This window comes from Pseudoalteromonas sp. 19-MNA-CIBAN-0066, from assembly GCF_040308705.1.
In the GTDB taxonomy this organism is placed as follows: Bacteria; Pseudomonadota; Gammaproteobacteria; order Enterobacterales; family Alteromonadaceae; genus Pseudoalteromonas; species Pseudoalteromonas nigrifaciens.
Genome location: NZ_JBEONZ010000019.1, coordinates 18,099 through 37,758, shown reverse-complemented (window position 1 = coordinate 37,758; position 19,660 = coordinate 18,099). Strand labels below are relative to the sequence as shown.

Below are 19,660 nucleotides of genomic sequence, written 5' to 3'. Positions count from 1 at the left end.
ATTTTTGTTGTTATACAGCATAAAATGCTAATTTTAATTGATTCTTCATGGCTTGTTCATTCATATGTTTGCATAATAGCGCAAAATACTAAATAGATAGGACATAGCATGACTTTAACTAAATCACTTTTAAGCGTAACGGTAGTGGCTGTATTACTTAGCGGTTGTGAAATGAATAACACAGGTAAAGGAGCGGCAATTGGTGCTGCAGCTGGTGGTGTATTAGGTAAGGCTACTGGTAATCATAAAGATAAGCGTATCTTTATTGGTGCTGCAATTGGTGCATTAGCTGGTGCTGCAGTAGGCGATTACATGGACAAACAAGAAACCGCTTTTCGTGACGAGTTAGCGGGTTCTGGTGTTGAAGTGGTACGTGAAGGCGATAACTTACGTTTAGTTATGCCGTCAAATATTACCTTTGCAACCGATCAGTCGTATATTTCGTCGGGCTTTCACAATACGCTAAGTGCGATTGCTAAAGTGATGAACAAATACGAAAAAACTTATTTAAGCGTAGAAGGTCATACCGATAGCACAGGTAAAGATAGCTATAATATGAGCCTTTCACAGCAACGCGCTCAAAGTGTTAAAAACTATTTAGTTAATCAGCAAATTATGGCTGAACGAATTAGCACTACAGGTTATGGTGAAACACGTCCAATTTCATCAAACGATAGCGCAAATGGCCGTGCACAAAATCGTCGTGTAGAAATTCAAATAGTGCCTAACACGCAATAAGCACATAAAAATCTAGTCTTTATTGAACTGTAGTTCACATAAGCGCTGGTACAACGGGGAGCTTTGCAGTAATTGCTGATGGCTCCCTGTTGCTATTATTTCTCCGTGTTCCATTACCACAATCATATCTGCATGTTTTACCGTTGCCAGACGATGCGCAATGATCAAGGTGGTTCTGTTTTGCATTAAGTGTTCCAGCGCGGCTTGCACATGATGCTCACTTTGTGCATCAAGGGCGCTGGTTGCTTCATCAAGCAGTAATATTTCAGGATCCTTTAAGATTGCTCGCGCAAGCACAATACGTTGCTTTTGCCCGCCAGATAAACGCACCCCTTGCTCGCCTAAAAAGCTTTCGTAACCATTAGGTAGTTGCGCAATAAACTCATCGGCATGGGCGTGTTTGGCTGCGGAATATACTTGTTCGTCGGTTGCATCTGGGTTGCCATAACGAATGTTATGCATTACATCAGAGCTAAACAATATCGGGTTTTGTGCCACCATGCCCATGCTGTTTCGTAGCGTATTCAGTGAGAGATCTTTTATATCAATGCCATGGAATTTTATAGCGCCAGTGGCAGGGTCGTAAAAACGTTGTAGTAATTCAAATAACGTGGTTTTACCAGCACCAGAAGGGCCTACAATCGCCACCGTTTGCCCTTGCTCAATACTGAGTGATACATTTTTAAGTGCACTAACATCAGGGCGGGACGGGTAGTTAAAGGTAATATTACTGAGCTCTATGGCGGCTAAATCAGTATTGTTGTGTAACTGGTCATCAAGATGTTGTACTGGGTTAACTATTTCGCTTTTTACCGCGAGTAATTCAAGTAGTCTTGCTGCGGCACCCGCCGCGCGTTGCAGCTCGCCATAGACCTCGGCCACCGTTGCTACCGACATTGCTACCATAATGGCATAAAACACAAATGCACCTAGCTCACCACCACTCATAGTCCCTGCCAGTACATCACTACCACCGACCCACAGCATCACACTAATGGCGCTAAAGGTTAAAAATATCACCGCTGCAATTAAAAATGAACGTTGTTTAATACGGCTTTTCGCAACCTTAAAGGCTTTTTCGGTTTCAGCGGCAAATGCGGCTTGCTCACGTTGTTCATGACTATAACTTTGCACTACTTTAATATTTTGAATGATCTCACCTGCATAGGTGCTGATATCGGCAATGGCATCTTGGCTAGAGCTGGCAAGTTTGCGCACTTTACGGCCAAATACCATCATTGGCACTAACACCAGCGGCACACAGGCAACTACCACTAAAGTGAGCTTTAAATTAGTAAATAGCAACATGGCTAAACCACCTACCAACATCAGTGCGCTGCGCAGTGCCATGGAAAATGACGAGCCAATGATTGACTGCAATAAAGTGGTGTCGGTTGTTAAGCGCGACATTAATTCGCCGCTGCGGTTCTCTTCAAAATAGCTTGGATGCAAAGTAACTATGCGATCAAATACCGCTTTACGAATATCGTTACTCACGCGTTCACCAATCCACGACATTAAATAAAAGCGACTGAATGTTCCCACTGCGAGTAAGCTAATTAAGCCAATCAGCACTATGATGGCTTGTTTTAACTGTTCTTGGGAGCCTGCAATAAAGCCATGATCGATTACAAATTTAACCCCTTGGCCCAGTGATAAATTAACCCCAGCGGTTACAAGTAGCGCTACAAGCGCCGAAAATACCACCCATTTATAAGGCTTAATAAACTGAAAAATCGGAATTAAACTACTAAAAGCTGCTTTGTCTTTTGGCTCGGCTTTATTGGTGCTCATGCTGGATTCTTTTTGTGCAATAGGGTATAGATATGGTTACTTAAATCATAATTTCAATAACTAACTTCATAACAACTAAGGGACTAACATGGCAACTCATAAAGTAACCGGTGAATTTAACGTTAAACTCAACCCCATTGAAGGCTATGCAAAAGGCATTGATGGCGTAAATTTAGGTCGTATGTCGATTGATAAAACCTTTACTGGGGAGCTTGAGGCGACCAGCACCGGCGAAATGCTCAGTGCCATGACCGCAACTCAAGGTAGTGCCGGTTATGTAGCAATTGAACAAGTGGTTGGTACACTTGCAGGCAAACAGGGCAGTTTTGTACTGCAGCATTTTGGCACTATGGACAAAGGCCAAGATCGTCTAATTTTAGAAGTCGTGCCAGATTCTGGTAATAATGAACTTACAGGGCTTAGCGGAAAAATGGCGATTCGCATTGAAGATGGGGTGCACTTTTATGATTTTGAGTATCAACTTTAAAAGGTTATTGCAGTGCAAAAAATAATAGAATTTAAAAAGGCGCGCTTTTTTGGTGGAATTAACCTTGAGGCCCTTAATGAAAAAATTTATCAGTTAAACCAAGATGGTTGGAAACTAGTTAATGTGAGTACTATTACTGGTTTTTTCGGCCAAGTTTATGGTTATGTATTACTGATCGAAAATAATGAATTTGAGATTTAGATGACCCTCTCACTGTGGTTTAGTTTAGTCGCCATTTGTATGATGGGCGCAATGTCACCTGGGCCTAGTTTGGCTGTGGTGTTAAAACACAGTATTCATGGCAGTATGAAGAACGGCATGTTGGCGGCGCTGAGTCATGGTGTGGGGGTCGGTTTTTATGCCGCGGCGTCGTTACTTGGCCTCGGCGCATTAATGATGCAATTTCCCACTGTGTATCAAGCACTGGTGTATTTAGGCGCCGCGTATTTAGCTTATTTAGGGATTAAAATACTACTTGCAAAGCCAAGCGCTGAAGAGCTCCAAGTGGCTCAGCAAAGTGGTAGCGCTCAACAGGCTTTGCAAGATGGCTTTGCTATCGCATTTTTGAACCCTAAACTCGCTGTATTCTTTTTAGCCTTGTTCTCACAGTTTATTGACCCTGTAAACTTAACTTTTCAGGTTGGTATGATCATGTGTTTAACCGTGTTGTTGATTGATACCGGCTGGTATTTGCTTGTTGCAGCCTTGACAGAGCTTTCAAAAAAGCGTTTTGCTTTTACTAAATCATCCCCTTGGCTTGATAAAATATTAGCGGTGGTTTTTATAGGGTTGGCAATAAGAGTGGTGCTTATGGTGTAGTTTATTCAATTTTAGCAATCCTTACCGCTTACCTTAAAAACTGTTTTAGTAATTTTTAATGCTCCTGTGAAATAACGACGTGTGGCTGACTTTTCCTTTTAGTTGGTCGATATATTTTACGTTATCCACATGATCGCAGCACTTCATGACTAAGTTCCTTTCCTTGCTAGCTATTGCCCTTGCTGGTGCATACGTATTCATCACACTTAATTTACTTTTTGGTTACACTTTATTGGTTTTATTTTATCCACAAATTAAAAATAAACAGCACACAATTATAAAATCAATAGGGTAGGAAACTCATGGGGAAATTCAAACTGAGTGCGTTAATGCTCGCGATGTTTGCAACCTGCAATGCATTGGCTGCGGCTGAAAGTGACGCACCAAACACCGTAAAAAAACCACAACTAGAAGAAGACCTTGAAGTCATTGAAGTGCGTGGCTTTAGTCGTAGTTTAATCCAATCACTTAATCAAAAGCGCTTTACCGATACGGTATCAGAGCAGTTGTCGGCGGATGATTTAGGCGCTTTGCCTGATGTATCTATGGCTGATGCGCTGACACGACTGCCGGGGATCTCTGCGGTACGAACCGGCGGCCAAGCGGCAGAAATCAATATTCGCGGTATGTCCGGTGGCTTTGTATTTTCAACTTTGAATGGTCGCGAGCAAGTATCAACTAGCGGCAGTCGCAGTATTGAGTTTGATCAATACCCGTCTGAGTTGATCAGCTCAGCTGCGGTGTATAAATCACCAAAGGCGTCATTAATTGAAGGCGGCGTGGCAGGTACGGTAGAGCTGCAAACAGCCAGCCCGCTTAATAATGATCAGCAACACAAGTTTGTGGTTAACGCCAGAGGTATGTACAACGACCGAGCGTCAGAGGTGAACGATGCCACTGAGTTTGGCGATCGCATCAGCTTTTCCTATCAAGGTAAGTATCTTGACGATACTTTAGGTGTCGCCCTTGGCTATGCACGGTTATTTCAACCAAGCGTAGCAACACAATTTATTGGCCAGGCCTATAACGATCATAAAGATGTCGACGGTGTTGCTAATGATACTAATGGCCCTGAAGTAAAACCAGAAAACGAATATATCAGCGAAGGCTTTGAGCTCCAGCATTTAGGGGGTGAAGAAACCCGTAACGGTTATATGGCGGCGATTGAGTGGGTGCCGGTGGATAATTTTAAATTAAAAGGAGACGTGTTTTTATCACGCTTTGATACTGAGTCATTTGCCCGTGGTTTACGAGTAAAGTTAGGCGGCCCAACGGCCACTTATACAAACGCTCAGCTAGAGGGTAATTCAGTGGTTGGCGCCTCTGTTAATCGTACTTCAAAAGGCTACACTCGTGTTGAAATTGTCAATGATGATAACCAAGACTTTGACGAAGTAGATAGCTATGGCATTAACGCTGATTGGCAAGTGACAGAGCGCTTAAATGTTAACGTTGATGTGTCGTTGTCACGGGCTAAAAGTAATTTCCGCAATGGTTTATTGTGGGCGTTGGTTGCCGAAGATGCGACAGCGCAAGAACCGGTGTTAGATAAAAACGTATCTATAAACTACCAACTTAATGGGCTTAATTTACCAGATGTAGGCTTTAATCAAGCCGCTGCATTTAGTGATATCGACCGGGTAATGGTCAGTAAGTACGGTATTTACCCTTATCAAAATGAAGATGAAGTAAAAGCTTATCGCCTTGATTTTAAATATGAGTTGGATAACAGCTGGTTTAGCTCTGTGGAATTTGGTGCGCGTTATTCAGATCGCGAATACAGCAACAATCGTTCGGTGTTTGAATACGGCAATGACGGTGATTTCTCAGCAACTGAGCCGCCACTGCGTTTAACCAATGACATGGTAAATGTTGTTGATTGGGAAGGTAAGTTTAGCTACTTTCCATCCTATTTAGCGATTGATGTAGATAAAGCGCTCAATGCGTGGTTCCCAGAAGGTGCGCCTACACCGGTGACCACCTGGGGTAACGCAGATGGTGTAGTAGATCCACAAGGTTACACCACTAACTACTCGTGGACTATGTTACAAAGTGGTTCGGTATACGAGGAAGTGCTTTCAGCTTACGCCATGCTCAATATTAATACTGAAATTGGCACTATGCCAGTGCTGGGTAATATTGGTATTCGCCGTGTAGATACCGACCAATCGGCCACTATTTTAGAAAACGTTAATGGTGATTTGGCACTGGGTGCGCAAAACATTACCGACAGCATCGGCATCATAAATCAAAATTATTTACCTAATGTACTTGGCACAACGTATACCGATTATCTGCCATCCCTTAATTTAAACTTTCAGCTAACGGATAACACGCAATTACGCTTTGCGGCGGCTAAAGTGATGTCGCGTCCACCGATTAATCGCCTAGCGGGAGATGCCAGTGCACAAGCTGATGAAACTACTGGAAAAATTAACGGATCAAGTACCAATAACCCATTCTTAAAACCATTTTATGCCGACCAATACGATATCTCTTACGAGCATTATTTTGATGAGTCAGATGGTGCGCTAGTGATCGCAGGTTTTTATAAAAACATTGATTCGTTTATCGATACCATCGCCATTGAAGGGTTTGACTTTAAAGGTAACGGTTTTAACGTTCCAGACTATATAGAAAACCCCGTCAGCGGCGAGCAAGTTGCCACAACTAACGGCACTTACACAACGGCGGTAAATAACGCCAATGGTGGTTATATTCGCGGTATTGAACTTGCCTACACGCAAGTACTTTCGTTTTTGCCCGCGCCGTTTGATGGCCTCGGTTTTAACGGGAGCTACTCATACACCGAAAGCGAAGTTGAATCGATTACTAGCTTAGGTGGTGAAACGGTTACACAAGGCTTACCTGGTTTGTCTAAAAACGTGTTAAACGGCACTATATTTTACAGCTTAGATAATTTTGAAACCCGCCTTAATGTGCGTTACCGCTCAGACTTTGTCTCAGAGCAAGTGGCGATCAATGAGCAGGTGGTCAATTTTGATGCTGAGACCGTGGTTGACTTTCAAACCTCTTATCAATTTACTGACTCATTTGGCATGTTGCTGCAGGTTAATAACCTTACCGATGAACCAACCCAAAGTTACTTTGGCAATGAAAATATCACCGGTACTACCCAGTACTTTGGTCGTCAGGTTTATTTAGGTTTTACCTATAGCCACTAATAGCAAATTGGAGCATAAATAATGAATAAAATAACTAAATTGACTCATTTGCTATTAGCGGTGAGCTTAACACTACTGTTTGGCTGTGGTGGCTCAGGCAGTAGCGATGTCAAAGCAGGTCAAGCCTTGTTGACTTGCGATGTACCACAAGTGCCTAACTCAGCAGGCACTCAATGCGTTGACCCAGAGCCTATCTCTTGCGACGTACCGTTATTTCCAGATGCAAATAATGAAAGCTGTACCAGTGGCTATAACCCCGACTTACCAGACCCTGTGGTATTTGCAGGCGAAGGCGAGGCTATTTTATTTTATAAGCGCCCTGAAAATGAAGGGTACGAAGGTTATCGATTACACTCATGGAATACCGACGGCTGTGATGCTTACGCGCCACCGTTTGATGCTACAGAGTGGTCCGATGGTCACGAATACGACGGTATTGATCCTAACTATGGTGCTTACTGGATTGTGGCACTAAAAGACGGTTACACCGAGTGTGCTAATTTTATTATTCATATTGGCACAGAAGGCTCAGGCAAAGCACATGGTGATGCGGATTTAACCATGCCACTGATGCAAGACGACGAGCGTTTTGTGCGTATGAATTTCACCTTTGACGGTGAGCCATCTGTATTTGAATACCCAGTTGCAAGCCTTGGTGAGCGCCCAGTTGCAATTGACGGTGCATCAGCTCACTGGATTGATTTAAATACTGTACTGTATAAGCCAAGTAATAAGCTTACACAAATCATTAAGCTGCATTCATCTGCTGCCGCCGAATTGGTTGTTGATGTTGATACAGGCTTAAATGGTAAAACCGTTGAATTAACGACAACGAGTTTAACCGATGCACAGGCAGCGAAAGTACCGCACTTAACAGATTGGACTGCCTATCAAGGTAATTGGGATGGCGAAACCGCCAAGCAACTCATTAAGCAGCAGTTAGCCGTTGCAGGCTACGATGCTGATGGCAAGCTACTTGAAGCAAGTTTTGTGCAAACCGCCAAAGCGTTGGATGCGCTGTACACCCAAGGTGAAAGTGACGCGAACGAAGCCATGTTAGGCGTGCATTATAATAACAATGTAATTGATGTTTCAGTATGGGCACCAACCGCTAGCAATATGATGATCAATGTATTTGACGCCGATAAAGCACAAGTGCATAGCACCGCCATGACGTTAGACAACAATACCGGTATTTGGTCGGTGAGCTTAGATAGTAAATACGACCGTCATTATTACCGCTTTGCGTTTGATGTTTACCACCCTACTACTCAAGCGATTGAAAGTTTATGGAGCACTGACCCTTACTCACTGAATGTATCTAGTAATGGCCTGTATTCGCAGTTGATCAATTTAAATGATGACGACACTAAACCAGAGGGCTGGGACGAGCGCATTGTGCCAACAATTACTAACCCTGAGGATGCAATAATTTACGAAGGTCATGTGCGTGATTTTAGTATACGTGATGAGTCAGTGAGTGAAGCAAACAGAGGTAAATATTTAGCATTTACTGAGCTTGAAAGCATCCCTATGCAGCACCTTAAGCAACTAGCTGACAAAGGTTTAACGCACTTTCATTTACTCCCTGTAACAGACATTGGCACCATTGAGGAAGATGCGGATAAGCGCGTTGAAATCACTGACACCCTAGGTAAGTTATGTGAGCGAATAGACGATACCGCCGATGCTTGTAAAATCGAAGATAAAAACAGCATCATTGCTGATTTAATGCAAAGCTACTTCCCGGGTTCTGATGATGCTCAAGCACTTGCCAGCGCGATGCGTGATTTAGACGGCTTTAACTGGGGTTACGACCCGCATCACTTTATTGCTCCTGAAGGCTCGTATGCATCAAGCAGCGAGGGCATTGCTCGGGTTAAAGAGACACGCGCCATGGTGCAATCACTGCAAGAAGTCGGTCTTCGTGTGGTTCTTGATGTGGTATACAACCACACAACCTCATCAGGCATTTGGGAAAAGTCAGTGTTTGATAAACTCGTGCCTGGTTATTACCACAGATACAATGAAGTATCAGGCACGATAGAGCGCTCAACATGTTGTGAAAACACCGCGACTGAACATGTGATGATGGACAAGTTTGTTAGCGATTCATTGGTCATTCTTGCCCGTGATTTTGGTTACGACAGCTTTCGCTTTGATGTTATGGGGCACATGCCTAAATCATCAATTTTAGCAGCGCGCGAAGCGGTGCAAGCGGTTGACTCAGATAACTACTTTTATGGCGAAGGCTGGAACTTTGAGGAAGTGGCTAATAACCGCTTGTTTATTCAAGCTAAGCAAGCTGATATGGCAGGCTCCGAAGTGGGGACTTTCAATGACCGCATCCGTGAAGCTGTGCGCGGTGGGGCGTTATTTGCAAATGAACCTACAGATGCTAATTTAGCAGACCAAGATACTCTGCGTTTATCACTGGCGGGTAATTTACAAAACTATATCCTGAAAGACTTTAAAGGTAATTCGGCAAAAGGTAATAGCTTTAGCTGGAATACGCAGCCGACGGCTTATGCTTTAGACCCAGCAGACACCATTAACTACGTATCAAAGCATGATAACGAAACACTGTGGGATCAGTTGCAATATAAGCATGCATCAAGCATGAGTATTGAGCAACGTGTGCGTGCGCACAACATGGCGTTGTCTATTCCACTTATGAGCCAAGGCATTCCGTTTATGCAACTGGGTGCTGATTTACTGCGTTCTAAGTCAATGGATCGTGATAGTTATAATGCCGGTGATTGGTTTAATGCTGTTGATTTAACCAAAGAGAATAATAACTGGAACATTGGTCTACCTAACGCAGAGAAGAACCAAGAAAAATGGTCTGAAATAATGCCTATTTCAGCTAATGCAGATGCACAGGCGATGCCACAAGACATTGCCTATGCAGGTGATGTATTCCAAGAGTTCTTAGCTATCCGTAGCGCAAGCCCGTTATTTAGATTAACCACTGAGCAAGATGTAATTGATCGTGTGGGCTTTCATAATGTGGGTGAAAACCAGCAGCATGGTTTGATAGTAATGAGTATTGACGATGGTGAAGGTCTCGTTGATTTAGATACCGCAGTAGATGCTGTTGTTGTTGTTATTAATGCGACGCAGCAAGCACTTTCACACACGGTACTCACGGCTACTGGGTTTGAATTACACCCAACTCTTAAAAACAGTGTAGATAGTAGCATGACGGAAGTGAGTTTTACGGCCAGTGAAACCGACGGCACGTTCACTGTGCCTGCTTACACCATGGCTGTGTTTGTTAAACCACAAGGCGAGAGCCAAGGCGCTGGCTTGAGTGCTGATGCAACTGTTGGTGCGCCAGATATCGTCCCTTATGGCAGCACTGAGGTGTATCTTCGTGGTGATTTAAATGAGTGGGGGCTCTCTGACCAATTTGAATATGTTGGCAGTGGCGAGTATCAAATTATGAAGGCGCTAACAGCTGGGGAAAGCTTTGGTTTCAAAGTTGCTTCAGAGAGTTGGGAACTCGTGAATTTTGGTGCTAATTCAGAGCAAGAGGCTGTTGTTCAATTGGGAGTAGAAAAACAACTTAGTTTTAATGGAGCTAATATTAGCTTTACGGCAGACACCGCAGATAACTATTTGTTCTCGTTTAATGCTTCAGATAAAGAAAACCCAACATTAACAGTGGTAAAAATAGGGCCATTTGGAAATGTGTCGTTGTATTTACGTGGCAGTTTAAATGAGGCAGATAGTTTGTGGGGGACAGGCGATCAATTCACATACACAGGTGATGGTTTATATACTTTTTCTAAACAGCTAAGTGCACAAAGTGATGCATATGAGTTTAAAGTTGCTACCAGTGATTGGAGCACTGTCAATTTAGGAGCTGGTGGAGATAGCTCAGAAGTAATATTAGGGAGTGAAACACCTTTAGCGGCTTCTAATAATAACTTGAGCTTGTTAATTGAAACCGAAGGAGAGTATCGCTTTGTGGTTAATGCAAATGATCTCGAAGCGCCTTTTATTATTGTTAACTTACAATAAGCTTTCACTAAGATAGCCGAAGCCGAGTTTTATACTCGGCTTTTTTATTATAGTTGCATTCAGCCACAATATTCCCTAGGTTAATAGAATAAATATCAAGGAGGTAATGAATGTCTGAGTTAGCCCTGAAAACCGCCAGTTTTAACCCTAAAGTAAAATCTTACTGGATCACGCTAGGAGTAATTACTTGTTTAGTGTGTTTGGTTGGGATCCCATTAATCCCAATTGTAGCGTTAATAATTTGGATCGTGGCTGGGCGTATGCTTGCGGCTATGTCAGCTAACTTATTAGAGCGTAAGCTAGTAGTAAAACGCGGTGTGTTTTTTAAAGAAGAAAAGTCCATCCCACTTGAAAAAATAACTGACGTCGGGTTAAGCCAAGGCCCGTTGATGCGTTTATTTGGTTTATATCGACTAAGCTTTGAAACCGCAGGTCAGTCTGGTCATGGCGCATTAGTATCGTTACTAGGGGTAGTTGATGCCAGTGAGTTTCGCGAGGCCATCTTAACGCAAAAAGACAATCTAGCCGAAACAAAGCCAAGCAAGGCTAAAGCTGATGAGCCACAAAGCCAAGTCGAATTACTCCGAGCTCTCACCTACAGCGTAAAAAACATCGAGCAAATGCTAGTTACACTTCTGGAAGAGAAAAAATGATTAGGTCATATAGGGAGCTAAAGGGAATATGGTTAAGTAAGGATTGCTTTTGGCTTGTTTATTTGTAGGCGCCATCCGATGACGCCTACAACATGCTAACCCTAAGTATCTCCATTATTAGTGCTCGAAATATACGAGGACATTGATGATGACAGATTTCTATCTAAAGCATTTTTTAAGCATTGGGAGACTGATGGCGCTGATATTTTATAGTGATTTAATGCAATACCGTCTAAATAAGTTAAATAAGGGTTTACCGATAAACTGAACGCACCTAACTCTTTTATCCACTTCGCTAAAAAAATAACACGGTATTGCCCGTCGCTTCCATTGTTAAGATTAACTTCTAAATTTAAATTCTTACTCACCTCACTCCACAGACTCTGATACAAGGTCTCACCAACTATGATCGGTTTTGATGTAAAAAAGCTATCAGGATTTTTAATATTATTTTCAACTTTATGATTTACCCAGTTTTGAATTCGAGATGATGTATATTCTTCAAATACAGCCTTTACTGCATTATTTACATGGGAGGGGCAGTTGTTTTGTCTATCTAGATGAGAAGACTGACTTATTTGATAAAGTGGCATTAGGCTTAGTTCAGTTTGAAGTGTGTGTTTAAATGTTGAGAAATGCTCATCAATTGCTTTTTGTTTAGATATAGCAATAAGATCATTTTTATTTAATATCGTAGCTTCTATATATTTATCTGACTCATTTCTACTATGATTTCCCACAAAAAATGCAAAGTGGTTGTTACCAGAGACATCCATCATAATAACTTTATGCGGATTTGAATCACATGTTTGATCAGCAATAGCAGCTTTTTGATCAGAGGGTGTAGTGTGGCATTGAGCTAATGGTACATTGCTTTTTGCTAGTTCAGAGGCTCTGCCATAATTACAATCTTCACATACCATTAAGGTAATGCTGTCATCAGCATTTACAGAGTGAGCAATACCGAGTAAAAATAGTAATAAAGCGGCAGCTTTTTTCATAAAGTCTTCCTTAGACGGGTGTTCCTTTTTCATACATTAGCGTTGAAGTTTATTAATTTCAATCTTTGATTTTAATTGAACATAGTGTTCCTTTAAATTTGGATTATGTTATTTAAGCTCGGCGATCGGTTGATCGCCGAGTGATTTAATTTTTGGCCTTTAAAATGCCTGACAAACAGCTTCTGCTTTACAAGTAATAACTGTCACGTTTTCGTAGCCTACTCGGGTCAGCGCTTCAGCACTTAATGTTGCACGCGCACCACTAGCGCAATGTAAATAAATAGGACGGGCTGCGTCTTTTTCTATTTCCATGAGCTTCATTTCAAGTAGCCCGCGAGGAATGTTTATAGCGCCTATAGCTGCTTTGGTGGCATGTTCAGCGGGTTCTCGTACATCAATCAACAATCCTTTATTTTGCTCAAGCTCTTTCTTTGCTTGTTCGGCATCAATACGGCGCTGATTAGGAGTAATTATTTTTAGTAAATCGGGAATAGGGGTAAGCATGGTGTTTATTCCTTAAAGCCAAGTTTGCGTAATAGAGTGATCATTGGGCACCAGCTAGTAAAAGCTGATTGAATTAAATTTACTGCGATAAAAGCTGTAAAGTAAATCCACTTAGGATCGTGATAAGTTTGCAATAAAAGCGACACAATAATCATTATGCCAGCGATTAGTCTGAGTGCGTTATTTAGCTTCATTATAGTAGGCCAGTTATTTAGTTCAGTACAGTCACTATATTAGGTTTATCTATATTAGTAAAATCTAATATTAGACTTTTCTAATCTAACGTCTTATACTTAGACTCTATTTTAGAATAAGAGCATAGTATGAATATTGACTTTACTGCCATGGCCGGCAATGTAGAACAAGCCGAGCAGCTATTAAAAATTTTAGCCAATAAAAATCGCTTGATGATTTTATGTTCTTTGCAAGATTCAGAAATGAGCGTATCTCAGCTCAATGAAGCCGTGCCATTAGCGCAGTCTGCGTTATCTCAGCACTTAGCAGCGTTGCGTAAAGCAAACATTGTGGCTACGCGCCGCGAGAGCCAAACAATTTATTATCGTGTCATTGATGAAAATGCAGTCGTTCTGCTTGGTACCTTGTATGGGTTATTCTGTAAGGGCTAAGTGCGATGAGCTTAATAGACAATGCGGTAAAAAGTAGTTTAAGTGGTCGCATTCCGATTATTATTTTTGTGATGTCTTTGTTACTTGGGGTATTTGCACTAAATCAAACACCTCGAGAAGAAGAGCCGCAAATTACTGTGCCCATGCTCGATATTTATGTATCAGCACCTAACGTTGAGGCGCCTGAAGTCGCTAGGTTAGTAACACAACCGCTCGAGAAGTTACTGGCTCAGCTGGTGGGGGTTGAGCATATTTACTCAACCACACAAACTAACAGTACAGTGGTTACGCTGCGTTTTGAAGTAGGGCACAACCGCGAACAAGCTATTTTAGATACCTATGCAAAATTAAATAGTTATCAGCATACAATGGCTTCTGTTATCAAAAGTTGGCAAATACGGCCCGTTGAAGTGGATGATGTACCTATTGTTATGCTGGGGCTATACAGTAAAGCCCCGCAACTCTATGGTGATTACGAACTAACCCGTTTTGCTAACGAAATTGCTAATAATTTACAACGCATTGAGCATACCAGTGAAGTTAAAGTAATTTCGGGGCGTACACGCACTCTTACCATTAATTTAAATGCCAGCGCACTGGCTGCCCATCAAACCACGGTAAACGATGTTTTTTACGCATTAAATGTATCAAACCAACTCACTCAAGTAGGGAATGTGGTTGATAATCAGCAGCAAATTGCTATTCAGGCAGGTGATGTACTAAGAACACAATCAGCGGTAGAGCAATTAGTTGTTAATGTGGTTAATGGTAAAAGTGTTTACTTGATGGACATTGCAACAGTCAGCGATGGCCCTAGTGAAACTGAGCATTACCAATGGTTAGCGCAATCAACTGATCAGCAGCAGTTGCCTATGGTTACTTTAAGCGTAGCTAAGCAAACAGGGACTAATGCAGTTGCTGTTGCTAATGATGTTCATACTATGATTAATGAACTTGCAAATACCTTATTGCCACCAGAAGTTAGCTATACAGTACTTAGAGATTATGGCCAAACTGCGAATGAAAAAGTAAATAACCTCACATCAAGTTTAGTGTTTGCAGTGTTTACTGTGGTGATATTTGTTGGCGTGTTTTTAGGTTGGCGCCCTGCTGTGGTAGTTGGGCTGGCGGTTCCTATTTGTTATGGCATTACACTCTCATTAGATTTTGCATTTGGTTACACCATTAATCGGGTGACCTTATTTGCGCTTATTTTATCATTAGGCTTACTGGTAGACGACCCTATCACGGGTATTGATAATATTAGTCGCTTTATAAATAATAAAGGCGATAAAAAACAACATGTTGTTGGCGCAATGAGCGAAATTCGAAATGCCTTGCTTATGTCGACACTCACTATAATGGTGGCGTTTATTCCACTGGCGTTTATTACCGGCATGATGGGGCCATATATGGCACCTATGGCATTTAATGTGCCGGTTAGCGTGATGGTTTCTACCATTGTTGCATTTTTTGTAACCCCTTGGCTTGCGATGAAGTTACTCAAGCCTGATAACGAACAACCCTCCGAGCTTGCTCCTAAAGTTGGTGCATATCAAAGAATATTAAGCCCATTATTGGTTTCTAAGGGGCGAGCAAAACTTGTTTTGTGGCTAACCCTAGCATTATTTATTATCAGCGCCATGTTACCCGTGATGCGTTTGGTGCCTTTAAAGCTACTCCCTTTTGATAATAAAAATGAGCTGCAAGTACTGATAGATATGCCAGAGGGGACTAATCTGGAGCGCACAGCTGCATTTACTAAACAAATCCAAACACTCACATGGCAATTAAACGAAGTAAGTGAAATAGCCACTTATGTAGGCCAGCCTTCAAGTATGGACTTTAATGGTATGGTACGCGGTTATTACCGACGAGAAGCACCGAACTTAGCTGAACTAAGAGTGCTACTACTAGATAAAACAGCGCGCGAGCATCAATCTCATGCGGTGGCAATGCGTTTGCGTAAACAGTTAGCACCATTAGTAAATAACGGCATAGTGATTAAAGTAGTTGAAGTGCCGCCAGGGCCGCCGGTGTTAAGTACTTTAGTGGCAGAGGTTTATCGAGATACATTTATTGATAGGCAAACGCATTATTTAGCCGCAGAGCAAGTTGCAACGCGCTTAAAACAAGAACCTCATGTGGTAGAGGTTGATACTTCAATGGTTGCAGCAGCCCCTTTGCAGCGTTTTATTACTGATAAAACGAAAGCGGCGCATAGTGCTATATCTACCGAAAATATCACGCAAACACTTAGCATAGCGTCACAAGGGCAAACGGTTGGGCAGCTTTATGTCAGCAACGAAACTCAGCCTGTGCCAATAAAACTGCAGCTATCTTATAGCGAACGCAATCAATTTGCACAATTGCTAGCATTACAACTAAGGGGCGACAGAGACATAGCTAAAAATGCGAGTAAATTTGGCTTAAGCAGTGCGCCGCGGCCTTTAGTTGCGCTTTCTGAGCTTGGAGAGTTTACTCAATTAAATGTAGCGCAAACTATTATGCGCAAAGATCAGCGCGAAGTTATTTATGTTATGGCAGAGCTAAATGGTAGAACTCCCGCAGCAATAATTGCCGATGTAACTGCTGATTTAAATATATCAACAGACGATTTTGTAAAAACGCCTTGGTTAGCGCGGCACTTTTTTAATAATGGTGGCACCGCACCTTGGCAATTACCGCCAGGTACGCAAGTAACATTTAGCGGTGAAGGAGAGTGGCGTATTACCATAGATGTATTTAGAGATATGGGGATTGCCTTTGCATTTGCACTTAGCGCCATTTTTATTATTTTACGGCTACAAACACGCTCAGTAAGCTTGTCGCTTATTATTATGTCGGCAATACCACTCACTGTTATTGGTATTATGCCTGGTTTTTGGTTACTTAATCAGTTTGGTGAGCGCAGTATTGCATCAGCTCCCGAGCCGGTTTTATTTACCGCTACTGCGATGATAGGCATGATTGCCTTGGCGGGTATTGTGGTGCGTAATTCACTTATTTTAGTTGAGTTTATTAATCAAGCACGCGCCCAAGGTATGGCAATAAAAGCAGCGTTAATTGCAGCAGGAACAGTGCGCATGCGCCCCGTACTACTAACCGCAGGCACTACATTATTAGGTAACTTAGTGATTACACTAGATCCGGTATTTAGTGGCTTAGCAATTGCGATTATTTTTGGCATTGTGGCATCAACGTTGTTTTCGTTATTTGTAGTGCCGCTTGTTTATTACTTAGTATTTGCAAACACAGAAACCACTGCGGGAGAAACGCATGCAAGGTAAATCAAAACTAGTTGGCTCGTTACTCGCTTTATTAGTGGTAGTAGGCGCCGTATTGTATATGGCGGGCAGCTTTTCAAATAAGCAAGTTGCTGGTTTGAAAACGACCAACGCTAACAATTACCACGGTAAGCGGGAAACGGTTTTACTACAAAAAATATCCCGTAGTGAATGGGTGCCAGGCAGTATTATTGCGAAACAAAATACCCAAATTTCATCGCGAGTTATGGCGCAAGTTGAGCGTTTAAGTGTACGCGCGGGCGATAAAGTAACCAAAGGTGATTTACTCATTACCTTACAACAAGATGACTTTAAAGCGCAATTAGCACAAAGTGAGGCGCAAATTAATGCTATTCAAGCCGCATTAACCCAAGCTACAAAGCAACTTAAGCGAATTGAAAGTGTGTATGCGCAAGGCTTAGTATCGTTAAGTGAGTTAGATAATGCGAAGGCAAATTTTGATAGTTTATCGGCCAATTTAATTGCCGCTAAGCAGCAGCAAACACAAGCCAAAGTTGCGCTGAGTTACACTCGTATTACAGCGCCTATTTCGGGGGTTGTAGTAGAGCGGTTAGTCGAACCTGCTGATACAGCTACGCCTGGGCAGGCTTTATTGGGATTATATAACCCGCAGCAGCTACAAGTTGAGTTTAGTGTGCGAGAAATGCAAGCGGTTAAATTGCAGTTAGGGCAAAGTTTAACCATAAAGCTGCCTGCGCTTAATTTAACCTCGCCAGCCACAGTGGCCGAAATAGTTCCGGTTGCCGATAGCGCCTCACGTAGTTTGTTAATTCGCTTAGACTTTGACTCTTCTGTAGGGGTAATGCCCGGCTTGTATGCGCAATTAGAGTTAGTATTACCCGATGAACAAGGAATATTGCTAGATAGTAGCTGGATACATGAGTTTGGCCAATTAACTATGCTGTATGTGATTAATAGTGACAATGAGCAAATAGAACGCCGGTTTGTGCGCTTAGGTGAAATAATTGGCGCAAAGCAGCATGTAGTTACTGGGCTTAACCCCGGCGATATTCTAGCGATAGATTACGTACCTAACTTAGCGCATACAGCTAGGTAACGCTTAGCTTGTTATTATTGATAGCTTTAGAGAGCCGTATTTACTACGGCTTTTTTGTGTTTCTAAATCGTATTAGCTCATTGGTTAGCCAGCTATTTGCGGTTAACTTAGCACCACTGCTTAAAATTACCGTGTAGGCTTTACCACTCCATGAACTTTTACTGGCTAGATTATTAATAAAGTCGTCGGCTGTTTTTGCATAACGTTTAGCTTTACGGTATTTCATGGCTAAATGCTCGGCGGCTTCTTTGCTAGTATGTTCATCGCCATTGCGGATAAAAGTGGCGTTGCTGTTGCTAATAAAGGTAATTAAATGCTGCACTTCTTGGTCGGGTTCTCGATTGGGTAATTGTTTTGGGGGTGCAGCTAGGCTTATTTGGCTAAAAAAGGTGAATAATATGGCCAGTAGCCAAGCAGAATAAATACGAGTTTTTTTCATGTTATACATCATCAATTTTTAAAGTGGCTAAAATAGGGTTGTGATCAGAACTGGTATATTCGCTTACTAAAGTATCAGAAATAACAACACCACGAGCCCACACTTGATCCAGGGCTAAACCAAATGCTTTTGTACGCTTGTCATCTACGTATATAGCTTCTTTAAGGCCCAGTTTAGTCAGCGCGTCATTAACTAGCTTTTGGCGTGCATCGCTCCATGCGTTTAAATCGCCCGCAAAAAGAATTGGCCCTTTGTGTTGTTGCATTATTTTTATACTGGCTTGTAACTGTTGCGCGTAGGCTTTAGTACCAAACGTAAAGTTAATGCCGTGCAAATTAACGCTCAATAAGCGTTGTTGGTTAGCCATTGCATATTCAACAATGTTAGTTGCTTTTGGGCTTCGTAACCATGGCTCTTTATGAATAAAAGTACAATGTACAGTTGCAGGCCAGCGGCTAAGCGTCATTACACCAGATTGTACATTGCCACTTTTATAACCGGGCGAAAAACGCCAAAAAGGTTTAAGGCTAGTAAGGCGTGTATCTACAATAGCCTCTTGTAATAAAACAATATCAGCAGTTTCATTAAGGTGAGTTAAATCTTTATATAGGCCTTGGTTTTGTGCCTTATAAATATTCCATGAGAGTAACCTAGCTTGTTGAGGAACAATAAACTTACGGCTGTATGTTTTTTGCCTACTTGCCTGTAGTTGCTGATTACAACGCAGAGGAGTATATGCGGTTTCGGTTATACCTTGCGCTTCATCTGATGGGTTTAGTTGTGCTAGCGCCAAGCTAGAGTTTATAGTTAAAAAAGAGCATGCAGCAATAATGCAACGTATTAGCTTTTTGTGCATTTAATACCTTATTTAAAATTAGCCGTGAGCAATATCAATAGTGTGTACTTTGGGTGGTTTAAGCGTTAAAAGTTCATTTTTTAAGTGGTGTTTAAGTAGGGTAATACTTTGTGCTTGAAGTTTAAAGAGAGTTTTAATCACTGTGTTAATTATGTACTAGGCTTACA

At 41.9% G+C, this 19,660-nt stretch carries 16 protein-coding genes; 10 read left to right on the top strand and 6 right to left on the bottom strand.

Going from position 1 to position 19,660, the window contains the following annotated elements:
• Positions 1–108 precede the first annotated feature (108 nt).
• Entirely contained in the window at positions 109–738 is a 630-nt protein-coding gene (locus tag AAEZ18_RS11900; protein WP_011329470.1) for a YiaD family glycine zipper/OmpA-like lipoprotein, read from the top strand.
• A gap of 12 nt (positions 739–750) precedes the next feature.
• Here the strand turns inward: AAEZ18_RS11900 and AAEZ18_RS11895 are convergent, their stop codons facing one another.
• The gene (locus AAEZ18_RS11895; RefSeq protein ID WP_089368850.1) at positions 751–2,532 is read right to left on the bottom strand and encodes an ABC transporter transmembrane domain-containing protein; all 1,782 of its coding nucleotides are present in this window, start codon (positions 2,530–2,532) and stop codon (positions 751–753) included.
• Positions 2,533–2,620: 88 nt separating this feature from the next.
• On the opposite strand from AAEZ18_RS11895, the gene AAEZ18_RS11890 reads away from it, so the two are divergent.
• From AAEZ18_RS11890 to AAEZ18_RS11865, 6 genes are all read left to right on the top strand, one after another.
• Positions 2,621–3,019, top strand: coding sequence for a DUF3224 domain-containing protein (locus AAEZ18_RS11890; protein ID WP_089368849.1), 399 nt, complete (start codon positions 2,621–2,623; stop codon positions 3,017–3,019).
• 12 nt (positions 3,020–3,031) lie between these two features.
• On the top strand, positions 3,032–3,220 hold the full coding sequence (locus tag AAEZ18_RS11885) for a hypothetical protein (protein WP_076922740.1): 189 nt from the start codon (positions 3,032–3,034) through the stop codon (positions 3,218–3,220).
• A complete protein-coding gene (locus AAEZ18_RS11880; RefSeq protein ID WP_350594797.1) occupies positions 3,221–3,838 on the top strand; it encodes a LysE family translocator in 618 nt (205 codons plus the stop codon).
• A 302-nt stretch (positions 3,839–4,140) separates the two neighbouring features.
• A complete protein-coding gene (locus AAEZ18_RS11875) occupies positions 4,141–7,023 on the top strand; it encodes a TonB-dependent receptor (RefSeq protein WP_193038923.1) in 2,883 nt (960 codons plus the stop codon).
• 21 nt (positions 7,024–7,044) lie between these two features.
• Complete coding sequence (locus AAEZ18_RS11870; protein WP_193038922.1) at positions 7,045–11,049, top strand: alpha-1,6-glucosidase domain-containing protein; 4,005 nt, start codon at positions 7,045–7,047, stop codon at positions 11,047–11,049.
• A gap of 110 nt (positions 11,050–11,159) precedes the next feature.
• Positions 11,160–11,702, top strand: coding sequence for a PH domain-containing protein (locus AAEZ18_RS11865; RefSeq protein ID WP_089368845.1), 543 nt, complete (start codon positions 11,160–11,162; stop codon positions 11,700–11,702).
• A 101-nt stretch (positions 11,703–11,803) separates the two neighbouring features.
• Here the strand turns inward: AAEZ18_RS11865 and AAEZ18_RS11860 are convergent, their stop codons facing one another.
• The 3 genes from AAEZ18_RS11860 to AAEZ18_RS11850 all read right to left on the bottom strand — a co-directional run bounded on the left by AAEZ18_RS11860 (position 11,804) and on the right by AAEZ18_RS11850 (position 13,401).
• The gene (locus AAEZ18_RS11860) at positions 11,804–12,703 is read right to left on the bottom strand and encodes a hypothetical protein (RefSeq protein WP_089368844.1); all 900 of its coding nucleotides are present in this window, start codon (positions 12,701–12,703) and stop codon (positions 11,804–11,806) included.
• Between the two features lie 159 nt (positions 12,704–12,862).
• The gene (locus AAEZ18_RS11855; protein WP_076922736.1) at positions 12,863–13,207 is read right to left on the bottom strand and encodes a rhodanese-like domain-containing protein; all 345 of its coding nucleotides are present in this window, start codon (positions 13,205–13,207) and stop codon (positions 12,863–12,865) included.
• Positions 13,208–13,212: 5 nt separating this feature from the next.
• The gene (locus tag AAEZ18_RS11850) at positions 13,213–13,401 is read right to left on the bottom strand and encodes a YgaP family membrane protein (RefSeq protein WP_010392474.1); all 189 of its coding nucleotides are present in this window, start codon (positions 13,399–13,401) and stop codon (positions 13,213–13,215) included.
• A 129-nt stretch (positions 13,402–13,530) separates the two neighbouring features.
• On the opposite strand from AAEZ18_RS11850, the gene AAEZ18_RS11845 reads away from it, so the two are divergent.
• From AAEZ18_RS11845 to AAEZ18_RS11835, 3 genes are read left to right on the top strand one after another with little or no spacing between them, the layout of a single operon-like run.
• Entirely contained in the window at positions 13,531–13,833 is a 303-nt protein-coding gene (locus AAEZ18_RS11845; protein ID WP_010392476.1) for an ArsR/SmtB family transcription factor, read from the top strand.
• 5 nt (positions 13,834–13,838) lie between these two features.
• Entirely contained in the window at positions 13,839–17,123 is a 3,285-nt protein-coding gene (locus AAEZ18_RS11840) for an efflux RND transporter permease subunit (RefSeq protein WP_089368843.1), read from the top strand.
• Entirely contained in the window at positions 17,113–18,198 is a 1,086-nt protein-coding gene (locus AAEZ18_RS11835; protein WP_350551813.1) for an efflux RND transporter periplasmic adaptor subunit, read from the top strand. The genes AAEZ18_RS11840 and AAEZ18_RS11835 overlap by 11 nt, the downstream gene beginning before the upstream one ends.
• A gap of 43 nt (positions 18,199–18,241) precedes the next feature.
• Here the strand turns inward: AAEZ18_RS11835 and AAEZ18_RS11830 are convergent, their stop codons facing one another.
• A complete protein-coding gene (locus AAEZ18_RS11830) occupies positions 18,242–18,637 on the bottom strand; it encodes a YfeK family protein (RefSeq protein ID WP_226898065.1) in 396 nt (131 codons plus the stop codon).
• 1 nt (position 18,638) lies between these two features.
• A complete protein-coding gene (locus tag AAEZ18_RS11825; protein WP_086998950.1) occupies positions 18,639–19,493 on the bottom strand; it encodes an endonuclease/exonuclease/phosphatase family protein in 855 nt (284 codons plus the stop codon).
• Between the last annotated feature and the right edge of the window lie 167 nt (positions 19,494–19,660).